Source organism: Streptomyces sp. NPDC041122 (assembly GCF_055592445.1).
The window spans coordinates 376,478-397,340 of sequence record NZ_JBVIYQ010000008.1 but is presented as its reverse complement, the minus strand read 5'-3'; the positions used below and the strand labels follow the sequence as shown (position 1 = coordinate 397,340).

Sequence of the window (20,863 nt, the reverse complement as noted above, 5' to 3'; positions counted from 1 at the left end):
CGGACCACATGTCTCGCCACTTGGGAGCCCTGTGACCTGCGGCACTGCTTTGCGCGGTACGACGATCGGTCTCCGCCGCGGGGCGCCGCACCCGATTTTCCCGGGTTTGAGGCGCCCGACGGGGCGAAGATGACATTGAGCACCGCGCACGGAGACACAGTCAAGAGACGCGCGGAAATGTGGCCAAGTTCCGCCAACAGGCGAAAGCGGCGTCCAGGAATCGGTCATGACGGCGTCCGGTTGTCCGGATGGTGAGATGGCGGGACTTCTGTCTCACCATCCGGCCGTTCGCTTCAGGACAACCGCTGCGCCACCAGATCCCACACCGTGTCCGCGAGGGCTTCCTTGGGGCCGTACGGGACCGCCGTCTCGCTGCCGTCCGCCCCGAGCACGACCGCCTCGTTCTCCTCGGAGCCGAACGTCTTGCGCTCCCCGACCTCGTTGACGACCAGCAGGTCGCAGCCCTTGCGGGCGAGTTTGGCGCGGCCGTTGGCCAGCACGTCGTCCGTCTCCGCGGCGAAGCCGACGACCACCTGGCCCGGGCGCGGCCGGTCCCCCGCGATCTCGGCGAGGATGTCGGGGTTGCGGACCAGCGCGATGGGCGCCGGCTCCTGGCCGTCCTTCTTCTTGATCTTCCCCGTCGCGTACGTCTCGGGGCGGAAGTCGGCCACGGCGGCCGCCATGACGACCGCGTCGGCGTCGGCCGCCGCCTTCAGGACGGCGTCGCGCAGCTGGAGGGCGGTGCCGACCGGCACCACGTCGACGCCGGCCGGGTCGGGCAGCGCGGCGTTGGCCGCGACGAGCGTGACGCGGGCCCCGCGGGCGGCGGCGCTGCGGGCGAGCGCGTAGCCCTGCTTGCCCGAGGAGCGGTTGCCCAGGAAGCGGACCGGGTCGAGGGGCTCGCGGGTGCCGCCCGCGCTGACCACGACGTGGCGTCCGGTGAGGTCTCGGGTCCGGTCCGGGTGCGCGAGGACGCGGCGCACGACCTCGAAGATCTCGGTGGGGTCGGGGAAGCGGCCCTTGCCGGTGTCCACGCCGGTGAGGCGGCCGACGGCGGGCTCGATGACCAGCGCGCCGCGGCGGCGCAGGGTGGCCACGTTCTCCTGGGTGGCGGGGTGCTCCCACATCTCGGTGTGCATCGCCGGGGCGAAGAGCACCGGACATCGCGCGGTCAGGAGCGTGTTCGTGAGCAGGTCGTCCGCGAGGCCGTGGGCCGCCTTGGCGAGCATGTCGGCGGTGGCGGGGGCGACGATCACGAGGTCGGCGTGCTGCCCGATGCGAACGTGCGGGACCTCGTGCACGTCGGACCAGACCTCGGTGGACACGGGGTGGCCGGAGAGCGCGGACCAGGTCGCCGCGCCGACGAAGTGCAGGGCGGACGCGGTCGGCACGACGCGTACGTCATGGCCCGACTCGGTCAGCCGGCGCAGCAGCTCGCATGCCTTGTAGGCGGCGATGCCACCGCTGACCCCCAGGACTACCTTCGGCTTCTCGGCCACTGCCTTCGACTCCCCGCACTCGGATCCGTACTCGGATGCGTACGACTCCATGACACACCACAGGCCCGGCAGCCGTGCTGCCGGGCCTGTGGTGAACGTACGAACCGCTTACTGGGCCGGGCCCTCGATGGCCTCGGAGGTCAGCAGGCCGGCGTTGATCTCGCGGAGCGCGATCGAGAGCGGCTTCTCGTGGACGTGGGTGTCCACCAGGGGGCCGACGTACTCCAGGAGGCCCTCACCGAGCTGCGAGTAGTACGCGTTGATCTGGCGCGCGCGCTTGGCGGCGTAGATCACGAGGCTGTACTTCGAGTCGGTGGCTTCGAGCAGCTCATCAATCGGCGGGTTGATGATGCCCTCGGGCGCGGTGATGGAAGAGGACACTCTTCGCCTTCCGATGGGGTCAAGTGATGTCGAGACCGGAGTCAGGACACGGGTGTAGATCTAAAGAACTTTCATCAAGGCTAGCAGCTCACGCGCCACGTCCTCGACGGAGGTGTTGACCAGGGTGGTGTCGAACTCGGCCTCGGCGGCCAGCTCCACCTTGGCGGCGGCGAGCCTGCGCTCGATCACGTCGGGCGCCTCGGTCCCCCGGCCGGTGAGCCGGCGGACCAGCTCCTCCCAGCTCGGCGGGGCGAGGAAGACCAGCTGCGCCTCGGGCATCGACTCGCGCACCAGGCGCGCGCCCTGCAGATCGATCTCCAGGAGGACGGGCTCGCCGGCCTCCAGGCGGTCGAGCACGGCGCGGCGCGGGGTGCCGTAGCGGTTGCCCGCGAACTCGGCCCACTCGAGCAGCTCGCCGTTGGCGATGAGCTTGTCCATCTCGTCGTCGGAGACGAAGAAGTACTGGACTCCGTGCTTCTCACCGGGCCGCGGCTTGCGGGTGGTGGCCGAGACCGAGAGCCAGACCTCTGGGTGTTCTTTGCGCATATGAGCGACGACCGTGCTCTTGCCGACCCCGGAGGGGCCGGAGAGCACGGTCAGCCGCGGACGTACGTCCGGGGGTACGGGGGACGTCCCCCGGGGTGTTGCAGCCATGCAGCGATTATCCAGGTTCTCAGGAGTGCCCGAGAACATCAGCCGGCGGCACCGCCACCGAACTCTCGCTCGAGCGACGCGATCTGGTTGGAGCCGAGACCGCGCACACGGCGGCTCTCGGAGATGCCAAGACGCTCCATGATCTGCTTGGCGCGGACCTTGCCCACGCCAGGCAGCGACTCCAGGAGGGCGGAGACCTTCATCTTGCCGATGACATCGTTCTCCTGACCCTGCTTGATGACCTCGTGAAGCGAGGCGCCGGAGTGCTTGAGTCGATTCTTGACCTCGGCCCGCTCCCGGCGAGCCGCGGCGGCCTTTTCGAGCGCGGCTGCGCGCTGTTCAGGGGTAAGGGGCGGAAGAGCCACGCCTACGTCACCTCGGATGTCGAACTGTCGGATACGGACCGGTGAGGAACCTAGTCGCCCCACACCTGGGGAGCAACGTGCAACGCGCTTGCCCGTCGTCCCCCCACTAACTACAGGGTGTGGGGGTTCCCCCCACTCGACGGAGACTAGCGGGCATGGCCGCCGGAGTCAGCGAGAACAGACGAAAAGTCCTGGTCAGCCTCTGTCGAGCCGTACATATCGGGCATTTCTCCCCGGATTTGGGCCGGTGGACTGTCGGCGGGCCGTCAACGGAGTGCGCGCGCGAGGTGGGTTGCCCCGCTCAGGCCGCTTCGACGGCTGCCCTGATCTCGTCCGCGAAGCGCTCCGCGGCGTCCCGCAGGCCCGTGACGTCGGGTCCGTGGCGGAGCACGCCGCGGCTGACGTTCGGCACCACGTTGCGCACGGCGGCGCCGAAGACGCCGGGAAGGTCCGCGGGCGTCGCGCCCTGCGCCCCGATGCCGGGGGCGAGCAGCGGGCCGTTGATCCCGAGGTCGTACGAGGACAGGTCGCCCAGCGTCGCGCCGACGACCGCGCCGAAGGAGCCCAGCGGCGTCTGCCCGGCGTTCTCCGCGGCGAGGTGGCCGAGGACGGTGGCCGCGACCGTGCGGCCGTCCCCGCGGACCGCGTGCTGCACCTCGGCGCCCTCGGGGTTGGAGGTGAGGGCGAGCACGAAGAGTCCGGCGCCGTTCTCGCGGGCGAGGTCGACGGCCGGCTTCAAGGAGCCGTACCCCAGGTAGGGCGAGACGGTGAGCGCGTCGCTGAACAGCGGCGAGTCCTTGTGCAGGAAGGTCTCGGCGTACGCGGCCATGGTCGAGCCGATGTCGCCGCGCTTGGCGTCCATGACGACCAGGGCGCCCGCCGCGCGGACCTCCTCGACCGCCTTCTCCAGGACGGCGATGCCGCGCGAGCCGAAGCGCTCGAAGAAGGCGCTCTGCGGCTTGACCACGGCGACGGTACCGGCCAGTGCCTCCACCACGGTCCGCGTGAACCGCTCCAGGCCCGCGATGTCGTCGGTCAGGCCCCAGGCGGACAGCAGGGAGGCGTGCGGGTCGATGCCGACGCAGAGCGGACCGCGCTCGTCCATGGCCTGGCGCAGGCGCGTGCCGAAGGGCTCGAAGGGGCTCATGCGGGCTTCCTCACGTCGGCGCCGACCGCGTCGGCGAGGGTGGCGTACGGGCTGGTGCGCAGGCGTGCGGCGAGGCCCTTGTGGATCGCGCGGCCCCAGAAGGGCCCTTCGTAGATGAAGGCGCTGTAGCCCTGGACCAGGGTGGCGCCCGCGAGGATGCGCTGCCAGGCGTCCTCGGCGTTCTCGACGCCGCCGACGCCCACGAGCGTGATCCGGTCGCCCACGCGCGCGTAGAGGCGGCGCAGGACCTCCAGGGAGCGGTCCTTGAGGGGGGCGCCGGACAGGCCGCCGGTCTCCTTGACGAGGGCCGGGTCGGAGGTCAGGCCGAGGCCCTCGCGCGCGATGGTGGTGTTGGTGGCGATGATGCCGTCCAGGCCCAGCTCGACGGCGAGGTCGGCGACCGCGTCGACGTCCTCGTCGGCCAGGTCCGGGGCGATCTTGACGAGCAGCGGGACCCGGCGGCCCTCGACGCTGCGGTCGGCGGCCTCGCGCACGGCGGTCAGCAGTGGCCGCAGCGACTCGGTGGCCTGGAGGTTGCGCAGTCCCGGGGTGTTCGGCGAGGAGACGTTGACCACGAGGTAGTCGGCGTGCCGGGCGAGCCGCTCGGTCGACTTCACGTAGTCGGCGGCGGCCTCCTCCTCGGGAACGACCTTGGTCTTGCCGATGTTCACGCCGACGACCGTCCTGAAGACGGCCTTGCGGGCCCCCAGGCGGGCGGCCACGGCCGCGGAGCCCTCGTTGTTGAAGCCCATGCGGTTGATCAGCGCGCGGTCCTGCACGAGGCGGAAGAGCCGCTTCTTGGGGTTGCCGGGCTGCGGCTCGCCCGTGACGGTGCCGATCTCGATGTGGTCGAAGCCGAGCATCGACATTCCATCGATCGCGACGGCGTTCTTGTCGAAGCCGGCCGCGAGCCCGAAGGGTCCGTGCATCCGCAGCCCGAGGGCCTCGGTGCGCAGTTCCTTGTGGCGCGGCGCCAGGACGGCGGCGACGAAGGTGCGCAGGACCGGGACGCGGGCGGCGAGCCGGATCCAGCGGAAGGCCGCGTAGTGGGCCCGCTCCGGGTCCATGCGCTTGAAGACGAGGTTGAAGAACAGCTTGTACATGTGGGTCCTCAGGTGTGCTCACCAGAAGGGGGACACCGTGTCCTCGGTGTCCCCCTTGTGGGCTGCTAGTCGCGGTTCGCGGTCAGGTGTTCCGCGTGTTCCTGGAGCGATCGGACGCCCACGTCCCCGCGGCCCAGCGCGTCGATGCCCTGGACGGCCGCGGCGAGCGCCTGGACCGTCGTCAGGCACGGCACGGAGCGCGACACGGCGGCCGTGCGGATCTCGTAGCCGTCGAGACGGCCGCCGGTGCCGTACGGGGTGTTGACGATGAGGTCGACGCCACCGTCGTGGATGAGCTGGACGATGGTCTTCTCGCCGTTCGGACCCTCGCCCTCGGACTGCTTGCGCACGATCGTGGCGTTGATGCCGTTGCGCTTGAGCACCTCGGCCGTGCCGGACGTGGCGAACAACTCGAAGCCGTGCGCGACCAGTTCACGCGCCGGGAAGATCATCGAGCGCTTGTCGCGGTTGGCGACGGAGATGAAGGCGCGGCCCTTGGTCGGCAGCGGACCGTAGGCGCCCGCCTGCGACTTGGCGTACGCGGTGCCGAACACCGAGTCGATGCCCATGACTTCGCCGGTGGAGCGCATCTCCGGACCGAGGACGGTGTCGACGCCGCGGCCGTGGATGTCGCGGAAGCGCGACCACGGCATGACGGCCTCCTTGACGGAGATCGGCGCGTCCATCGGGAGCGTGCCGCCGTCGCCGACGGCCGGGAGCATGCCCTCGGCGCGCAGCTCGGCGACGGTCGCGCCGAGCGAGATGCGCGCGGCGGCCTTGGCCAGCGGCACCGCGGTCGCCTTCGAGGTGAAGGGGACGGTGCGCGAGGCGCGCGGGTTGGCCTCCAGGACGTAGAGGATGTCACCCGCCATCGCGAACTGGATGTTGATGAGGCCACGCACGCCGACGCCCTTGGCGATGCCCTCGGTGGAGGCCCGCAGCCGCTTGATGTCGAAGCCGCCGAGGGTGATCGGGGGCAGCGCGCACGCCGAGTCGCCGGAGTGGATGCCGGCCTCCTCGATGTGCTCCATCACGCCGCCGAGGTAGAGCTCCTCGCCGTCGTAGAGCGCGTCGACGTCGATCTCGATGGCGTCGTCGAGGAAGCGGTCGACGAGGACCGGCCGCGAGGGGCTGATCTCGGTCGACTCCTCGATGTACGCGGACAGCCGGGTCTCGTCGTAGACGATCTCCATGCCGCGCCCGCCGAGCACGTACGAGGGGCGGACCAGGACCGGGTAGCCGATCTCGTCGGCGATGGCCTTGGCCTCGGCGAAGGTGGTGGCGGTGCCGTGCTTGGGCGCGGGCAGGCCGGCCTCGGCGAGCACGCGGCCGAAGGCGCCGCGGTCCTCGGCGGCGTGGATGGCCTCCGGGGAGGTGCCGACGACGGGCACGCCGTTGTCCTTGAGCGCCTGCGCGAGGCCGAGCGGGGTCTGGCCGCCGAGCTGGACGATGACGCCCGCGATCGGTCCTGCCTGCGCCTCGGCGTGCACGATCTCCAGGACGTCCTCAAGGGTGAGCGGCTCGAAGTAGAGCCGGTCGGAGGTGTCGTAGTCCGTGGAGACGGTCTCGGGGTTGCAGTTGACCATCACGGTCTCGTAGCCCGCCTCGCTCAGCGCGAAGGAGGCGTGGACGCAGGAGTAGTCGAACTCGATGCCCTGGCCGATGCGGTTCGGGCCGGAGCCCAGGATGATGACCGCGGGCTTCTCGCGGGGCGCGACCTCGGACTCCTCGTCGTAGGAGGAGTAGAAGTACGGCGTCTTCGCGGCGAACTCGGCGGCGCAGGTGTCGACCGTCTTGTAGACCGGGCGGACGCCGAGGGCCTGGCGGACCTCGCGTACGACGTCCTCGCGCAGGCCGCGGATCTCGGCGATCTGGGCGTCGGAGAAGCCGTGCCGCTTGGCCTCGGCCAGCAGGCCGGCGTCCAGGCGCTCGACGGCGGCCAGCTCGTCGGCGGTCTCCTTGATCAGGAAGAGCTGGTCGACGAACCACGGGTCGATCTTCGTGGCGTCGAAGACCTCCTCGGGGGTGGCGCCGGCCCGGATCGCCTGCATGACGGAGTTGATGCGGCCGTCGGTCGGCCGGATCGCCTCAGCGAGCAGCTCGGTCTTGTCGCCGGGCTCGCCGACGAAGGTGAACTGCGAGCCCTTCTTCTCCAGCGAGCGCAGCGCCTTCTGCAGCGCCTCGGTGAAGTTGCGGCCGATGGCCATGGCCTCGCCGACCGACTTCATGGTCGTCGTCAGGGTCGAGTCCGCCGAGGGGAACTTCTCGAAGGCGAAGCGCGGGGCCTTGACCACGACGTAGTCGAGGGTCGGCTCGAAGGAGGCCGGGGTCTTCTCGGTGATGTCGTTCGGGATCTCGTCCAGCGTGTAGCCGACGGCCAGCTTCGCGGCGATCTTCGCGATCGGGAAGCCGGTGGCCTTGGAGGCGAGGGCGGAGGAGCGCGAGACACGGGGGTTCATCTCGATGACGATGACCCGGCCGTCCTCGGGGTTCACCGCGAACTGGATGTTGCAGCCGCCGGTGTCGACACCGACCTCGCGGATGATCGCGATGCCGACGTCGCGCAGGATCTGGTACTCGCGGTCGGTCAGGGTCATCGACGGGGCGACGGTGATCGAGTCACCGGTGTGCACGCCCATCGGGTCGAAGTTCTCGATGGAGCAGACGACCACGACGTTGTCGTTCTTGTCGCGCATCAGCTCCAGCTCGTACTCCTTCCAGCCGAGGATGGACTCCTCAAGGAGCACCTCGGTGGTCGGCGAGAGGGTGAGGCCCTGGCCTGCGATGCGGCGCAGCTCCTCCTCGTCGTGCGCGAAGCCGGAGCCGGCGCCGCCCATGGTGAAGGAGGGGCGCACGACGACGGGGTAGCCGCCGAGCTCGTCGACGCCCTTGAGGACGTCGTCCATGGAGTGGCAGATGTAGGAGCGGGCGGACTCGCCGTGCCCGATCTTCTTCTTGACCTCTTCGACGACGCCCTTGAAGAGGTCGCGGTCCTCGCCCTTGTTGATGGCCTCGACGTTGGCGCCGATGAGCTCCACGCCGTACTTCTCCAGCACGCCCTGCTCGTGCATGGAGATCGCCGTGTTGAGGGCCGTCTGGCCGCCCAGGGTGGGCAGGAGCGCGTCGGGGCGCTCCTTGGCGATGATCTTCTCGACGAACTCGGGGGTGATCGGCTCGACGTACGTGGCGTCGGCGATCTCCGGGTCGGTCATGATCGTCGCGGGGTTGGAGTTGACGAGGATGACGCGCAGGCCCTCGGACTTGAGGACGCGGCACGCCTGGGTGCCGGAGTAGTCGAACTCGGCGGCCTGGCCGATGACGATCGGGCCGGAGCCGATGACCAGGACGGACTGGATATCGGTGCGCTTAGGCACGCTGGCCCTCCATCGAAGCGGTGTTCATCAAAGACGTGAAGCGGTCGAACAGATACGCGGCGTCGTGCGGGCCCGCAGCCGCCTCGGGGTGGTACTGGACGGAGAAGGCCGGCTGGTCGAGCAGCTGGAGACCCTCGACGACCTGGTCGTTCAGGCAGACGTGGGAGACCTCGGCGCGGCCGAAGGGGGTGTCGCTGACCTTGTCCAGCGGCGCGTCCACGGCGAACCCGTGGTTGTGCGCGGTGACCTCGACCTTGCCGGTGGTGCGGTCCTGCACCGGCTGGTTGATGCCGCGGTGGCCGTACTTCAGCTTGTACGTGCCGAAGCCGAGGGCGCGGCCGAGGATCTGGTTGCCGAAGCAGATGCCGAAGAGCGGGGTCTTCCGCTTGAGGACGGCGGTCATCAGCGCGACCGGTCCTTCGGCGGTGGCCGGGTCGCCGGGGCCGTTGGAGAAGAAGACACCGTCGGGGGCGACGGCGTACACGTCCTCCTCGGTGGCGGTGGCGGGCAGCACGTGCACCTCGATGCCGCGCTCGGCCATGCGGTGCGGGGTCATGCCCTTGATGCCGAGGTCGATGGCGGCGACGGTGAACTTCTTCTCGCCGACCGCGGGGACCACGTAGGCCTCCTTGGTGGCGACCTCCTCGTACAGGCTCAGGCCCTTCATCGAGGGCTGCGCCTTGACGCGCTCGACGAGCTCGGCGTCGGACGGGAGCGTCTCGCCGGAGAAGATGCCGGAGCGCATGGAGCCGCGCTCGCGCAGGTGGCGGGTGAGGGCGCGGGTGTCGATGCCGGAGATACCGACGACGCCCTGGCGCACCAGCTCGTCGTCGAGCGGGCGGGCGGAGCGCCAGTTGGAGGGGATGCGGGCGGGGTCGCGGACCACGTAGCCGGAGACCCAGATGCGGGCCGACTCGTCGTCCTCGTCGTTCCAGCCCGTGTTGCCGATCTGGGGAGCGGTGGCGACCACGATCTGGTGGGCGTACGAGGGGTCGGTGAGGGTCTCCTGGTAGCCGGTCATGCCGGTGGAGAACACCGCTTCGCCGAAGGTCTCCCCCACGGCCCCGTAGGCGCGCCCGCGGAAGACGCGGCCGTCCTCCAGGACGAGTACGGCGGAAAGCACCTGTGTCCTCTTCGAGGGGCTCCCCTGATTGGAGGTCGTCATCGTGCGGTGCCTTCCGTAGTGCTGTTCGTGTCGATCATGTTGTTGAGCGTCTCGACCCACTCCGCCTGCTCGGCCGCGTGGTCCGAGCGGAAACCGGAGTCGAGGAGCTTGCCGCCGTGTTCCCACGTGACGATCAGCAGACCGCCCTCGGTGAGGACCTTTCCGGCGATGCCCTTGTCGAGGCGGGCTTCGCGCAGCTGTGCGGCCGGGATGAAGAAGTCGTGCGCGCCGGGGCGTACGACGTCCAGGCCCGCGTCGGTGAGCGTCAGCTCGACACGGCTGCGGGTGCCCAGGCCGTGCGCCACGATGCGGTCGAGCCACTGTCCCGCCGTGGTGGAGCCGTGGTAGCGGCCGCTCAGCTCAAGTCTCGCCGGACCCGGCTCGGTCGGCGCGGCGGGCAGCTCGGGCAGGTCGCCCTGGAGCGTGCCGCGCCACTTCCAGCCCTCGCGCATCAGCCAGTAGACGAGCGCGATGAAGAGCAGCAGACCGACGACCCAGCCGAGCCGTGCGGCCCAGTCGGTCACTTCCGCCGATTCCTTCTCGGCGGCCAGTTCCAGGAGTGATGTCACGTGAGCTTCCCGTCGACGAGCGTGGCCCGACCCCGGAGCCACGTGTGCGTGACGCGGCCCGGCAGCTCACGGCCCTCGTAGGGAGTGTTGCGGCTGCGCGAGGCGAAGCCCGCGGGGTCCACTGCCCCACGGTAATCGGCGTCGACCAAGACGAGGTTCGCGGGCTCACCTGCCGAGACGGGGCGGCCGTGGCCGGTGGCCCCGCCGATCTGCGCGGGCTTGAAGGACATCCGGTCGGCGACGGCTTCCCAGGTCAGCAGGCCGGTCTCGACCATCGTCTGCTGGACGACGGAGAGCGCGGTCTCCAGGCCGACCATGCCCATGGCCGCCGCGGCCCACTCGCAGTCCTTGTCCTCGTGCGGGTGCGGGGCGTGGTCGGTGGCGACGATGTCGATGGTGCCGTCGGCGAGGGCCTCGCGCAGCGCCATGACGTCGCGCTCGGTGCGCAGCGGCGGGTTGACCTTGTAGACGGGGTTGTAGGAGCGGACCAGCTCATCCGTGAGGAGGAGGTGGTGCGGGGTGACCTCGGCGGTGACGTCGATGCCGCGCGACTTGGCCCAGCGGACGATCTCCACGGAGCCCGCGGTCGACAGGTGGCAGATGTGCACCCGCGACCCGACGTGCTCGGCGAGCAGCACGTCACGCGCGATGATCGACTCCTCGGCGACGGCGGGCCAGCCGCCGAGGCCCAGCTCCGCGGAGACAACGCCCTCGTTCATCTGGGCGCCCTCGGTGAGGCGGGGCTCCTGCGCGTGCTGGGCGACGACGCCGCCGAAGGCCTTCACGTACTCCAGGGCGCGGCGCATGATCACGGCGTCGTCGACGCACTTGCCGTCGTCGGAGAAGACGGTCACCCCGGCGGCGGACTCGTGCATGGCGCCGAGCTCGGCGAGCTTCTTGCCCTCCAGGCCGACGGTGACGGCGCCGATGGGCTGCACGTCGCAGTACCCGGACTCCTTGCCGAGCCGGTAGACCTGCTCGACGACGCCGGCGGTGTCGGCGACCGGGAAGGTGTTGGCCATGGCGAAGACGGCGGTGAAGCCGCCGGAGGCGGCGGCGCGGGTGCCGGTCAGGACGGTCTCGGAGTCCTCGCGGCCCGGCTCCCGCAGATGGGTGTGGAGGTCGACGAGGCCCGGCAGGAGGACCTTGCCGCCGGCCTCGACGACGTCGGCGCCCTCGGCGGAGAGGTCCGTGCCGACGGCCTCGATGGTCCCGCCGTCGATCAGGACGTCCCGCGCCTCGCCACCGAGCACCTTCGCACCGCGGATCAGGATCTTGCTCATGGTTACTTGGTCTCCGAATCGGTGGGGCGGGTGTGGGTGACGGCGGGTTCGTTGCCGCCCAGCAGCAGGTAGAGGACGGCCATGCGGATGGAGACGCCGTTGGCGACCTGCTCGACGACCGTGCAGCGGTCGGAGTCGGCGACCTCGGCGGTGATCTCCATGCCGCGGACCATCGGTCCCGGGTGCATGACGATGGCGTGCTCGGGCATCTTCGCCATCCGCTCGCCGTCCAGGCCGTAGCGGCGCGAGTACTCGCGCTCGGTGGGGAAGAACGCGGCGTTCATCCGCTCGCGCTGCACGCGCAGCATCATCACGGCGTCGGACTTGGGCAGCACCCGGTCGAGGTCGTAGCTGACCTCACAGGGCCACTGCTCGACACCGACCGGCACCAGCGTGGGCGGGGCGACGAGGGTGACCTCGGCGCCGAGGGTGTGCAGCAGGTCGACGTTGGAGCGGGCGACGCGGCTGTGCAGGATGTCGCCGACGAGGGTGATGTGCCGGCCCGCGAGGTCCTGGCCGAGCCCGGCGTCCGGGCCGACGAGGCGGCGCCGCATGGTGAAGGCGTCGAGCAGGGCCTGGGTGGGGTGCTGGTGGGTGCCGTCGCCGGCGTTGATGACGGCGGCGTCGATCCAGCCGGAGGTCGCCAGGCGGTAGGGGGCGCCGGAGGCGCCGTGCCGGATGACGACGGCGTCGACGCCCATCGCCTCCAGGGTCTGCGCGGTGTCCTTGAGGGACTCGCCCTTGGAGACCGAGGAGCCCTTGGCGGCGAAGTTGATGACGTCGGCGGAGAGGCGCTTCTCGGCCGCCTCGAAGGAGATCCGGGTCCGCGTGGAGTCCTCGAAGAAGAGGTTGACCACGGTGCGGCCGCGCAGGGCGGGCAGCTTCTTGATCGGCCGGTCGGCGACGCGCGCCATCTCCTCGGCCGTGTCGAGGATGAGGACGGCGTCGTCGCGGGAGAGGTCGGCGGCCGAGATGAGGTGTCGCATCATCTGCGTGTACTCCGGTGTGTGGAGGTCTGCGGGCGCGCGGGCGCGCAGGGGTGTGCCCCGGGCCCGTGGGGGAGGAGACGGGTCCGGCTAGGCGGAGGCGGGCTTGGCGCCGAGCAGCACGGCGTCCCGGCCGTCCTCCTCGGCGAGCTGCACCTTGACCGTCTCCCGCAGCGACGTGGGGAGGTTCTTGCCCACGTAGTCGGCACGGATGGGCAGTTCGCGGTGGCCGCGGTCGACGAGCACGGCGAGCTGCACCGCGCGCGGGCGCCCGATGTCGTTCAGCGCGTCGAGGGCGGCGCGGATGGTGCGGCCGGAGAAGAGCACGTCGTCGACGAGGACGACCAGGCGGCCGTCGACGCCGTCACCGGGGATCTCGGTGCGGGCGAGTGCGCGCGGCGGGTGCATGCGCAGGTCGTCGCGGTACATGGTGATGTCGAGGGAGCCGACCGGGATCGCGCGTCCGGTGATCTCTTCGAGCTTCTCGGCGAGCCGGCGGGCGAGGAAGACGCCTCGGGTGGGGATGCCGAGCAGAACCACGTCGTCGGCGCCCTTGGCGCGCTCGACGATCTCGTGGGCGATGCGGGTCAGCACCCGCGCGATGTCGGGCCCCTCGAGCACGGGGCGCGCGACAGCGGAGTCTTTCGGTTCCTGCGTGTCCATATGAAAACGGACCTCCTTCTCCGCCTCACAGGACGGACGTTAAAGGACGTCGAAATTGCGCCATCCACAGTACCAGCACCTGTGACCTGGCACGTCATCGGGCTCCACCGATGGGGCGGTAAGGACCATTCGGCTTGACGCAGGCAAGTAACGCTGCGTAACCTCACAGTGAGTTACCAGCCACGCGGCGGAGCCGCATGATTGTCGCAGCGTCCGGGGAGCTATATGTCCAGCGAATACGCCAAGCAGCTCGGGGCCAAGCTCCGCGCGATCCGTACCCAGCAGGGCCTTTCCCTCCACGGTGTCGAGGAGAAGTCCCAGGGACGCTGGAAGGCGGTCGTCGTGGGGTCGTACGAGCGCGGTGACCGTGCCGTGACCGTGCAGCGCCTCGCCGAGCTGGCGGACTTCTACGGCGTCCCGGTGCAGGAGCTCCTTCCGGGTACGGCTCCCGGCGGTGCCGCCGAGCCCCCGCCGAAGCTCGTCCTCGACCTGGAGCGTCTCGCCCACGTCCCGCAGGAGAAGGCGGGCCCCCTGCAGCGTTACGCGGCGACGATCCAGTCCCAGCGCGGCGACTACAACGGCAAGGTGCTCTCGATCCGTCAGGACGATCTGCGCACCCTCGCCGTGATCTATGACCAGTCCCCCTCGGTCCTGACCGAGCAGCTGATCAGCTGGGGCGTCCTGGACGCGGACGCCCGCCGGGCCGTCGCCCACGAAGAGGTCTGATCCCGCCGCGGACGACATCAGAAGAAACGTGCCGCCGGGGTGGCCGCAGCCGAAAGGCGCGGCCACCCCGGCGGTTTTTCGTATTCCCGGCCCATTTGCCCCTGAGAGCGTTTCGCCCCCGGCGCCTTTCTCCGCACGACGGAGGGCGCACGCCTCAAGGGGGCCGGGTACGGGAAAAAATCGGAGGGCCCGCAGCGGATCGCTGCGGGCCCTCCGATGACGTACGACGACGCCTTACGCCTCGTCCCGGCGCAGGGACGGCTTCAGGTCCTTGAAGCGTCCGAGCAGGCCGTTGACGAAGGACGGCGACTCGTCCGTGGAGAACTCCTTGGCGAGCTGGACCGCCTCGTCGAGCACCACGGCGTCCGGCGTCCCGTCGACCCAGACGAGCTCGTAGGCGCCGAGCCGCAGGATGTTGCGGTCGACGACCGGCATGCGGTCCAGGGTCCACCCGACGGCGTACTGGGCGATGAGTTCGTCGATGCGGCGCTCATGCTCGGCGTAGCCCTCGACGAGCTCCATCGTGTACTCGCTCACCGGCGGCTGCCGGGTGTCGGACCGCGAGTGGCGCACCCAGTCCGCGAGGACCGTCAGGACGTCGGTACCGCGCTGGTCTGCCTCGAAGAGGATCTGGAAGGCGCGCTTGCGGGCCGTGTTACGAGCAGCCACGGTTAGCTGTTCACCCGGCCGAGGTAGCCGCTGTCACGGGTGTCGACCTTGATCTTCTCGCCCGTGGTGATGAAGAGCGGCACCTGGATCTGGTGGCCGGTCTCCAGGATGGCGGGCTTGGTGCCACCGGTGGAGCGGTCGCCCTGGACGCCCGGCTCGGTCTCCTGGATGGTGAGCTCGACGGCGGCCGGCAGCTCCACGTAGAGCACCTCGCCCTCGTGCTGCGCGACGGAGGCGGTGAAGCCCTCGATCAGGAAGTTGGCGGCGTCGCCGACGGCCTTCTTGTCGACGTGCAGCTGGTCGTACGTCTCCATGTCCATGAAGACGAAGTAGTCGCCGTCCATGTAGGAGAACTGCATGTCGCGCTTGTCGATCGTGGCCGTGTCGACCTTGACGCCGGCGTTGAACGTCTTGTCGACGACCTTGCCGGAGAGCACGTTCTTGAGCTTGGTGCGCACGAAGGCCGGGCCCTTGCCGGGCTTGACGTGCTGGAACTCGACGACGGACCAGAGCTGGCCGCCTTCGAGCTTGAGCACCAGGCCGTTCTTGAGGTCGTTCGTGGAAGCCACGGTTGCGGAATCTCCTGGACTGACGTGGACGACCCCGGCGCACGCGCACAGCGGAAAGCTAGAGCGCGAGCAGCTCCTTGGTCGTGATGGTGAGTAGCTCGGGTCCGCCGTCCGCCTCGGGGCGCACGACGAGCGTGTCATCGATCCGGACACCGCCCCTGCCCGGGAGGTGAACCCCCGGCTCGACGGTGACCGGCACGCAGGCATCCAGTTTACCCATGGCCGCGGGCGCCAACTGCGGGTCCTCGTCGATTTCGAGCCCGACCCCATGTCCGGTGACCGGAGAGAGCCCTTCCACATAGCCCGCGGAGTCGAGCACCTGACGTGCCGCGCGGTCCACGTCGCGGCAGGCCGCACCCGGTACGAGCGCCTCCCGGCCCGCCCGTTGGGCGGCGAAGACGAGGTCGTACAGCTCGATCTGCCAGTCGGCGGGCGAGGTGCCGATGACGAAGGTACGGCCGATCTCACAGCGGTATCCCCGGTAGCTCGCCCCCAGGCAGACGGAGAGGAAGTCCCCCTCCTCCACCCGGCGGTCCGAGGGCCGGTGGCCGCCCTTGCCGGAGTTCGGGCCGGTGCCGACCGAGGTCGGGAACGCGGGGCCGTCCGCCCCGTGATCGATGAGCCGCCGCTCCAGCTCCAGCGCGAGATGCCGTTCCGTACGCCCCACGAGAATGGATTCGAGCAGCTCGCTCAGGGCCTGGTCGGCGATCTCGGCGGCGATCCGCAGACAGGAGAGCTCGTCGGTGTCCTTGACCAGGCGCAGCTGCTCGACGGCCGTCCCGAGATCCGTCAGCCGCAGCCGCGGCGCGACCGAGGCGAGCGCGCGGTGCCGGGCGACGGTCAGGTGGTGCTCCTCGACGGAGAGCGCCTCGGCTCCCTGGGAAGCGGCCAGGCCCGCGCCGGCGACGGCCGGGTCGGCGCCCGGTGTGGGCAGTTGCTGCACCCGCAGCGCCTCGTCGGGCCGCCCCTCGCACTCCTGGTCGCCGGGCGGGCGTCCGCACAGCAGTACGTCCTCGTCCTTGCCGACGAGAAGTACGGCGCCGGCGGGCGCGGCACCGGCGAGATAGCGGACGTTGGCGGGCCGGGAGACCAACGCCGCGGCGCCACCACCGGCGGCACAGCGCTCCCTGACCCGTTCCCTGCGGACCGCGTACACCTCTGACATGGCCCGAGCCTACGAGCGCGACGGCCGCACGGCCCGGCGGGCGCGTCCGACCGGGCGGTCCCCAGCGCCGGGCCCGCGCCGGCCCCCCGCTCGGCGCTCAGCTGTCGCAGCCGACCCCGTCGCCCGTCGACAACGGCGGCCCGGGCGGCGGTTCCGGGTCCGGCGGGGGGCGGCTCCGTCTCCTACGCGAACTGCTCCGAGGCACGCGCCGCCGGCGCCGCCCCGATCCATCGCGGCGAACCCGGCTACGGCAGGCACCTCCACCGGGCGATGCCCAGGGGCATGACCGTAGACCCGGTGGCGGTGGTGTGGAGGCGGTTCGGGGATGCGGTGTCTCAACCGCGACCGACGGTCCGGACTACCACTTCGGCGGGCTCGCGATGGCGCGGGCCAGGACCTCGTCGAGGACGCGGGCGGTGGCGGGGACGTCCAGTTGGGAGTTGTCGATGATGGGCAGGCCCGAGCCGTACCAACCCGCCATGCGGCCGTGGATGCGGGCCACTTCCTCGTCGGTCAGGCGGCGGTTGCCGCTGCGCTCGGCGTTGCGCTCCAGGACGACCTCGAGGCCGGGGAGCAGGACCACGGGCAGCAGGCCGGGGCCTACGTGCCGCTTCCAGCCGCCGAGGCCGACGACCGGGCGGTCGGGGAAGACCGCGTCGTCGAGGATGCAGGAGATGCCGTTGGCCAGGAAGTTGCGCGCGGCGAAGCCGCAGGTGCGGCGGGCCAGGCGGTACTGCGCCTCGGAGTGGTCGTTCCACCCCGACTGGGGGTCGGCGAACCCCGAGCGCACCCATTCCCGTACGTCGTCGAGGCTGATGTGGGCCGTCGGCACGCACCGGTGCTCGGCCCAGTATTTGGCGACGCTGGTCTTGCCCGCCCCGGCCGGGCCGATGAGCAGCACGGCGAGGGTGGTGGCGCCCGTGTCCGCGGGTGCCGCGCCCTGCGGTGGGCTGGGCATCCCGACGGGGCCGCCCGGCGGCAGCTGGACGTGGCCCGTACTCTCCGGCGGCGGGGGCACGGGGGCGGGCCCCGGGACCTGATGCGGCTGACCGTTCTGGGCCGGCTGAGCGGGCTGCGCGGGCGGAACCGGGGGCGCCGGTTGCGCGGGCTGCGGCGCTTGTGCCGGGTGCGCGTGCCCCGGAGGCTGCGGCTGCGGGGCCGCGGGCGCCTGCGGCATCGGGGGCCGGCCCGGCGCGTGGGCGGCCTGCGGTGGCTGTCCCGGCGCGTGCGGGCCGGGAGCCTCCGCGAAACCGGGAACGGGAACGGCGGCCACCGCTCCCTGGGCCGGCGCTCCGGGGTGCGGAGCGCTCGGGTGGTGTGCGGCCGGCGACCAGCCGGAGGCCGGTCCGTGCCCCGGCTGGTGGGGCGGCGGCAGCGGAGATCCCACTGCGTGCTGCATCCGGTGCCACTCCGTCTCGTGCGACTGACGCTGGTCGGACGGCAGCCGAGCCGCCCGTTACCGAACGGTACCGTCCCCGGCCGCCGTTGTGTGAACGGCCGGGGAGGCCGAGACGTGCCCATGGCCGGATTCCTCGACCACGTAAAACGTGCCCTATCGGGACTACTGGCCCACTTCGCCGTACGCGGCGAGCAGCACGGCCGGGTCGGGCCCCTCCAGGACGGTCGGCTTGCCGAGGCCGTCGAGGACGATGAAGCGCAGCAGGTCGCCGCGGGACTTCTTGTCGACCTTCATGGTCTCCAGAAGCTTGGGCCACTGGTCGTAGCGGTACGTCAGGGGCAGGCCGACCGATTCGAGGATGGTGCGGTGCCGGTCCGCGGTGGCGTCGTCGAGACGGCCCGCCAGACGGCCGAGTTCGGCCGCGAAGTGCATGCCCACGGACACCGCGGCGCCGTGCCGCCACTTGTAGCGCTCGTTCTTCTCGATGGCGTGCGCGAGGGTGTGCCCGTAGTTGAGGATCTCGCGCAGGCCCGCCTCCTTGAGGTCGCCGGAGACGACCTCGGCCTTGACCCTGATGGAGCGCTCGATGAGCTCGGCGGTGTGCGGTCCCGCGGGCGTACGGGCCGCCTGCGGGTCCGCCTCGATGAGTTCGAGGATCGCCGGGTCGGCGATGAAGCCGGCCTTGATGATCTCCGCGAGCCCGGAGACGTAGTCGTTCACCGGGAGCGATTCGAGCGCCGCGAGGTCGCACAGGACACCGGCCGGCGGGTGGAAGGACCCGACGAGGTTCTTGCCCTCGGCGGTGTTGATGCCGGTCTTGCCGCCGACCGCCGCGTCCACCATGCCGAGCACCGTGGTCGGCACGGCGATCCACCGCACCCCGCGCAGCCAGGTCGCGGCCACGAACCCGGCGAGGTCGGTGGAGGCACCGCCGCCGACACCGACGATGACGTCGCTGCGCGTGAAGCCGGACTGGCCGAGCGCCTTCCAGCAGTACGCGGCGACCTCGGCCGTCTTGGCCTCCTCGGCGTTCGGCACCTGGATGGCGACCGCCTCGTACCCCTGGTCGGCGAGGTCCTGGCGGAGCGCCTCACCGGTCTCGGCGAGCGCCTCGGGGTGGATCACGGCGACCCGCTTGGCCTGGTCGCCGATGAGGCCGGGCAGCTCGCCGAGGAGCTGCCGACCGACCAGGACCTCGTACGGATCCGAGCCGGCGGTGCCGCCGACGTGGATACGGGTGGGGGTCTGCTCAGCCGTCATGCTTCCTTCAACTCCAGTGCGTCGAGGACCGCTTGCGCGACCTCATCGGGGGTGCGGCCGTCGGTGGCGACGACCGCGCGGGCGACTTCGGCGTAGAGATGCCGGCGGGCGTCCATCAGCTCGCGCCACTGCTTGCGGGGGTTGACCGCGAGCAGGGGGCGCGCCTGGTTGAGGCCGGTGCGCTTGACGGCCTCCTCGACGTCCATCGACAGACAGACGACGGAGTGCTCGGCGAGCAGCGTGCGCGTCGACGCGTCCAGGACGGCGCCGCCGCCGAGGGCGAGGATCCCGGTGTGCTCGGCGAGGGCCGTGGCGACGGCGGCCTTCTCCAGCGCACGGAAGTACGGCTCACCCTCATCGACGAAGATGTCCGAGATCTCGCGGCCCTGAGCGGCCACGATGTCGGCGTCGGTGTCCCGGAACGAGACGCCGAGCCGTTCGGCCAGCAGCTCTCCGACCGTCGTCTTGCCCACGCCCATCGGGCCCACCAGGACGACGCGGGGGCCTTCGGTACCGGTCCCGGTCACCGGATCTGCAGGTTGTCGAGGTAGGACCGCACATTGCGGCGCGTCTCGGGCACGCTGTCGCCCCCGAACTTCTCCGCCACCGCGTCCGCGAGGACCAGCGCCACCATCGCCTCCGCGACGATCCCGGCGGCCGGCACGGCGCACACGTCGGAGCGCTGGTGGTGCGCCTTGGCGGCCTCGCCGGTGGCCACGTCGATGGTGGCCAGGGCGCGCGGCACGGTCGCGATGGGCTTCATCGCGGCGCGTACGCGCAGCAGCTCGCCGGTGGTCAGGCCGCCCTCGGTACCACCGGAGCGGCCGGAGGTGCGCTTGATGCCGTCATCCGTGGTGACGATCTCGTCGTGCGCCTTCGATCCAGGCACCCGGGCCAGATCGAAGCCGTCACCGACCTCGACACCCTTGATCGCCTGAATACCCATCAGCGCGGCAGCCAGCCGCGCGTCCAGCCGCCGGTCCCAGTGCACGTGCGAGCCGAGGCCCACCGGCACCCCGTAGGCGAGGACCTCGACGACACCACCCAGCGTGTCGCCGTCCTTGTGAGCCTGGTCGATCTCCGCGACCATCGCCTTCGACGCGTCCGCGTCCAGGCACCGCACCGGATCCGCGTCCAGCTTCTCGACATCCGCCGGCGTCGGGTACACCCCGTACGGCGCCTTCGCCCCCGCCAGCTCCGTGACATGCGAGACGACCTCGATCCCCGCCGTCTCCTTCAGGTACGACCGGGCGACGGCGCCCAGCGCCACGCGCGCCGCCGTCTCACGCGCCGAGGCACGCTCCAGGATCGGACGGGCCTCGTCGAACCCGTACTTCTGCATCCCCGCCAAGTCCGCGTGACCGGGACGCGGACGGGTCAGCGGGGCGTTGCGGGCCAGATCGGCCAGCACATCCGGGTCCACCGGATCGGCCGACATCACCTGCTCCCACTTCGGCCACTCCGTGTTCCCCACCATGACCGCGATCGGCGAGCCCATGCTCAGACCGTGCCGCACACCACCCAGGAACGTGACCTCATCACGCTCGAACTTCATCCGCGCACCACGGCCATACCCCAACCGCCGCCGCGCCAGATGGTCGGCCACCATCTCCGTCGTGACCGGCACGCCGGCGGGAAGACCCTCCAACGTCGCGACAAGCGCGGGTCCGTGCGACTCCCCCGCGGTCAGCCAACGCAACCTGCTCAACGGATGCTCCTCATGCTCGCGCCTCGAACTGCGGTCTTCGACGGCGCGGCCGGGTGCGCGGCCCTGGCCCGCCACCCTGATCCTCCCACGACCCGGGACGCGATCCGGTGTCCGGTCCATCTGGCGGACGGCTCGGACCGCTTCCTCCACCGGGCCGCGACCGGGGCGCGACCTGCGG

Annotated in this window: 20 protein-coding genes and 1 pseudogene; 2 read left to right on the top strand and 19 right to left on the bottom strand. The window is 70.9% G+C overall.

Annotation, left to right across the window (positions count from 1 at the left end):
• Positions 1-293 precede the first annotated feature (293 nt).
• From coaBC to pyrR, 12 genes are all read right to left on the bottom strand, one after another.
• Complete coding sequence (gene coaBC, locus ACZ6B8_RS28510; protein WP_471609108.1) at positions 294-1,550, bottom strand: bifunctional phosphopantothenoylcysteine decarboxylase/phosphopantothenate--cysteine ligase CoaBC; 1,257 nt, start codon at positions 1,548-1,550, stop codon at positions 294-296.
• Positions 1,551-1,607: 57 nt separating this feature from the next.
• On the bottom strand, positions 1,608-1,880 hold the full coding sequence (gene rpoZ, locus ACZ6B8_RS28505) for a DNA-directed RNA polymerase subunit omega (RefSeq protein ID WP_005319902.1): 273 nt from the start codon (positions 1,878-1,880) through the stop codon (positions 1,608-1,610).
• 60 nt (positions 1,881-1,940) lie between these two features.
• A complete protein-coding gene (gmk, locus tag ACZ6B8_RS28500) occupies positions 1,941-2,534 on the bottom strand; it encodes a guanylate kinase (RefSeq protein WP_355818942.1) in 594 nt (197 codons plus the stop codon).
• 38 nt (positions 2,535-2,572) lie between these two features.
• A complete protein-coding gene (locus ACZ6B8_RS28495; protein ID WP_055564204.1) occupies positions 2,573-2,899 on the bottom strand; it encodes an integration host factor in 327 nt (108 codons plus the stop codon).
• 301 nt (positions 2,900-3,200) lie between these two features.
• Complete coding sequence (gene pyrF / locus ACZ6B8_RS28490) at positions 3,201-4,046, bottom strand: orotidine-5'-phosphate decarboxylase (RefSeq protein ID WP_471081045.1); 846 nt, start codon at positions 4,044-4,046, stop codon at positions 3,201-3,203.
• Positions 4,043-5,149: a quinone-dependent dihydroorotate dehydrogenase gene (locus tag ACZ6B8_RS28485; protein ID WP_471081042.1), complete on the bottom strand. Its 1,107-nt coding sequence runs from the start codon at positions 5,147-5,149 to the stop codon at positions 4,043-4,045. The genes pyrF and ACZ6B8_RS28485 overlap by 4 nt, the downstream gene beginning before the upstream one ends.
• Before the next feature lie 65 nt (positions 5,150-5,214).
• Positions 5,215-8,523: a carbamoyl-phosphate synthase large subunit gene (gene carB / locus ACZ6B8_RS28480; protein WP_471081039.1), complete on the bottom strand. Its 3,309-nt coding sequence runs from the start codon at positions 8,521-8,523 to the stop codon at positions 5,215-5,217.
• Positions 8,516-9,688 carry a glutamine-hydrolyzing carbamoyl-phosphate synthase small subunit gene (carA, locus tag ACZ6B8_RS28475; protein WP_471081037.1) on the bottom strand — a complete coding sequence of 391 codons (1,173 nt, stop codon included), beginning with the start codon at positions 9,686-9,688 and terminating at the stop codon, positions 8,516-8,518. The genes carB and carA overlap by 8 nt, the downstream gene beginning before the upstream one ends.
• Positions 9,685-10,257, bottom strand: a complete 573-nt coding sequence (locus tag ACZ6B8_RS28470) for a PH-like domain-containing protein (protein WP_471081035.1) — start codon at positions 10,255-10,257, stop codon at positions 9,685-9,687. Before ACZ6B8_RS28470 ends, carA begins: the two co-directional genes overlap by 4 nt.
• Positions 10,254-11,540, bottom strand: coding sequence for a dihydroorotase (locus ACZ6B8_RS28465; protein ID WP_471609107.1), 1,287 nt, complete (start codon positions 11,538-11,540; stop codon positions 10,254-10,256). Before ACZ6B8_RS28465 ends, ACZ6B8_RS28470 begins: the two co-directional genes overlap by 4 nt.
• Positions 11,541-11,542: 2 nt before the next feature.
• Complete coding sequence (locus ACZ6B8_RS28460; RefSeq protein WP_471081029.1) at positions 11,543-12,529, bottom strand: aspartate carbamoyltransferase catalytic subunit; 987 nt, start codon at positions 12,527-12,529, stop codon at positions 11,543-11,545.
• A gap of 87 nt (positions 12,530-12,616) precedes the next feature.
• Positions 12,617-13,189, bottom strand: a complete 573-nt coding sequence (pyrR, locus tag ACZ6B8_RS28455) for a bifunctional pyr operon transcriptional regulator/uracil phosphoribosyltransferase PyrR (RefSeq protein ID WP_471609106.1) — start codon at positions 13,187-13,189, stop codon at positions 12,617-12,619.
• Positions 13,190-13,414: 225 nt separating this feature from the next.
• Here pyrR and bldD point away from each other — a divergent pair, with 225 nt between their 5' ends.
• A complete protein-coding gene (gene bldD / locus ACZ6B8_RS28450) occupies positions 13,415-13,915 on the top strand; it encodes a transcriptional regulator BldD (protein WP_030787240.1) in 501 nt (166 codons plus the stop codon).
• 234 nt (positions 13,916-14,149) lie between these two features.
• Here the strand turns inward: bldD and nusB are convergent, their stop codons facing one another.
• From nusB to ACZ6B8_RS28435, 3 genes are read right to left on the bottom strand one after another with little or no spacing between them, the layout of a single operon-like run.
• A complete protein-coding gene (nusB, locus tag ACZ6B8_RS28445; protein WP_361168907.1) occupies positions 14,150-14,584 on the bottom strand; it encodes a transcription antitermination factor NusB in 435 nt (144 codons plus the stop codon).
• Positions 14,585-14,586: 2 nt separating this feature from the next.
• Entirely contained in the window at positions 14,587-15,153 is a 567-nt protein-coding gene (gene efp, locus ACZ6B8_RS28440; protein ID WP_471081023.1) for an elongation factor P, read from the bottom strand.
• Between the two features lie 58 nt (positions 15,154-15,211).
• Positions 15,212-16,318, bottom strand: a complete 1,107-nt coding sequence (locus tag ACZ6B8_RS28435; RefSeq protein WP_471081020.1) for an aminopeptidase P family protein — start codon at positions 16,316-16,318, stop codon at positions 15,212-15,214.
• A gap of 219 nt (positions 16,319-16,537) precedes the next feature.
• Between ACZ6B8_RS28435 and ACZ6B8_RS28430 the strand changes: the two are divergent.
• Positions 16,538-16,768, top strand: a pseudogene (locus ACZ6B8_RS28430) (hypothetical protein); the annotation flags it as partial.
• Here ACZ6B8_RS28430 and ACZ6B8_RS28425 read toward each other — a convergent pair.
• The 4 genes from ACZ6B8_RS28425 to aroC form a co-directional block, all read right to left on the bottom strand.
• The gene (locus ACZ6B8_RS28425; RefSeq protein ID WP_471609105.1) at positions 16,677-17,717 is read right to left on the bottom strand and encodes an AAA family ATPase; all 1,041 of its coding nucleotides are present in this window, start codon (positions 17,715-17,717) and stop codon (positions 16,677-16,679) included. The pseudogene ACZ6B8_RS28430 and the gene ACZ6B8_RS28425 sit on opposite strands and share 92 nt — an antisense overlap.
• A 162-nt stretch (positions 17,718-17,879) precedes the next feature.
• The gene (gene aroB, locus ACZ6B8_RS28420; protein ID WP_471081014.1) at positions 17,880-18,977 is read right to left on the bottom strand and encodes a 3-dehydroquinate synthase; all 1,098 of its coding nucleotides are present in this window, start codon (positions 18,975-18,977) and stop codon (positions 17,880-17,882) included.
• Positions 18,974-19,456: a shikimate kinase gene (locus ACZ6B8_RS28415; protein ID WP_471609173.1), complete on the bottom strand. Its 483-nt coding sequence runs from the start codon at positions 19,454-19,456 to the stop codon at positions 18,974-18,976. Before ACZ6B8_RS28415 ends, aroB begins: the two co-directional genes overlap by 4 nt.
• A gap of 44 nt (positions 19,457-19,500) precedes the next feature.
• Positions 19,501-20,685, bottom strand: coding sequence for a chorismate synthase (aroC, locus tag ACZ6B8_RS28410; RefSeq protein WP_471609104.1), 1,185 nt, complete (start codon positions 20,683-20,685; stop codon positions 19,501-19,503).
• Between the last annotated feature and the right edge of the window lie 178 nt (positions 20,686-20,863).

Bases quoted from the DNA above. Each gene is read 5' to 3' on its own strand.
- ACZ6B8_RS28435 (WP_471081020.1), bottom strand. From the start codon at position 16,318: ATGTCAGAGGTGTACGCGGTCCGCAGGGAACGGGTCAGGGAGCGCTGT.
- pyrF (WP_471081045.1), bottom strand. From the start codon at position 4,046: ATGAGCCCCTTCGAGCCCTTCGGCACGCGCCTGCGCCAGGCCATGGAC.
- ACZ6B8_RS28465 (WP_471609107.1), bottom strand. From the start codon at position 11,540: ATGAGCAAGATCCTGATCCGCGGTGCGAAGGTGCTCGGTGGCGAGGCG.
- gmk (WP_355818942.1), bottom strand. From the start codon at position 2,534: ATGGCTGCAACACCCCGGGGGACGTCCCCCGTACCCCCGGACGTACGT.
- carA (WP_471081037.1), bottom strand. From the start codon at position 9,688: ATGACGACCTCCAATCAGGGGAGCCCCTCGAAGAGGACACAGGTGCTT.
- ACZ6B8_RS28460 (WP_471081029.1), bottom strand. From the start codon at position 12,529: ATGATGCGACACCTCATCTCGGCCGCCGACCTCTCCCGCGACGACGCC.
- bldD (WP_030787240.1), top strand. From the start codon at position 13,415: ATGTCCAGCGAATACGCCAAGCAGCTCGGGGCCAAGCTCCGCGCGATC.
- coaBC (WP_471609108.1), bottom strand. From the start codon at position 1,550: ATGGAGTCGTACGCATCCGAGTACGGATCCGAGTGCGGGGAGTCGAAG.
- aroB (WP_471081014.1), bottom strand. From the start codon at position 18,977: ATGACGGCTGAGCAGACCCCCACCCGTATCCACGTCGGCGGCACCGCC.
- ACZ6B8_RS28485 (WP_471081042.1), bottom strand. From the start codon at position 5,149: ATGTACAAGCTGTTCTTCAACCTCGTCTTCAAGCGCATGGACCCGGAG.
- ACZ6B8_RS28415 (WP_471609173.1), bottom strand. From the start codon at position 19,456: ATGGGCGTGGGCAAGACGACGGTCGGAGAGCTGCTGGCCGAACGGCTC.
- pyrR (WP_471609106.1), bottom strand. From the start codon at position 13,189: ATGGACACGCAGGAACCGAAAGACTCCGCTGTCGCGCGCCCCGTGCTC.
- ACZ6B8_RS28425 (WP_471609105.1), bottom strand. From the start codon at position 17,717: ATGCAGCACGCAGTGGGATCTCCGCTGCCGCCGCCCCACCAGCCGGGG.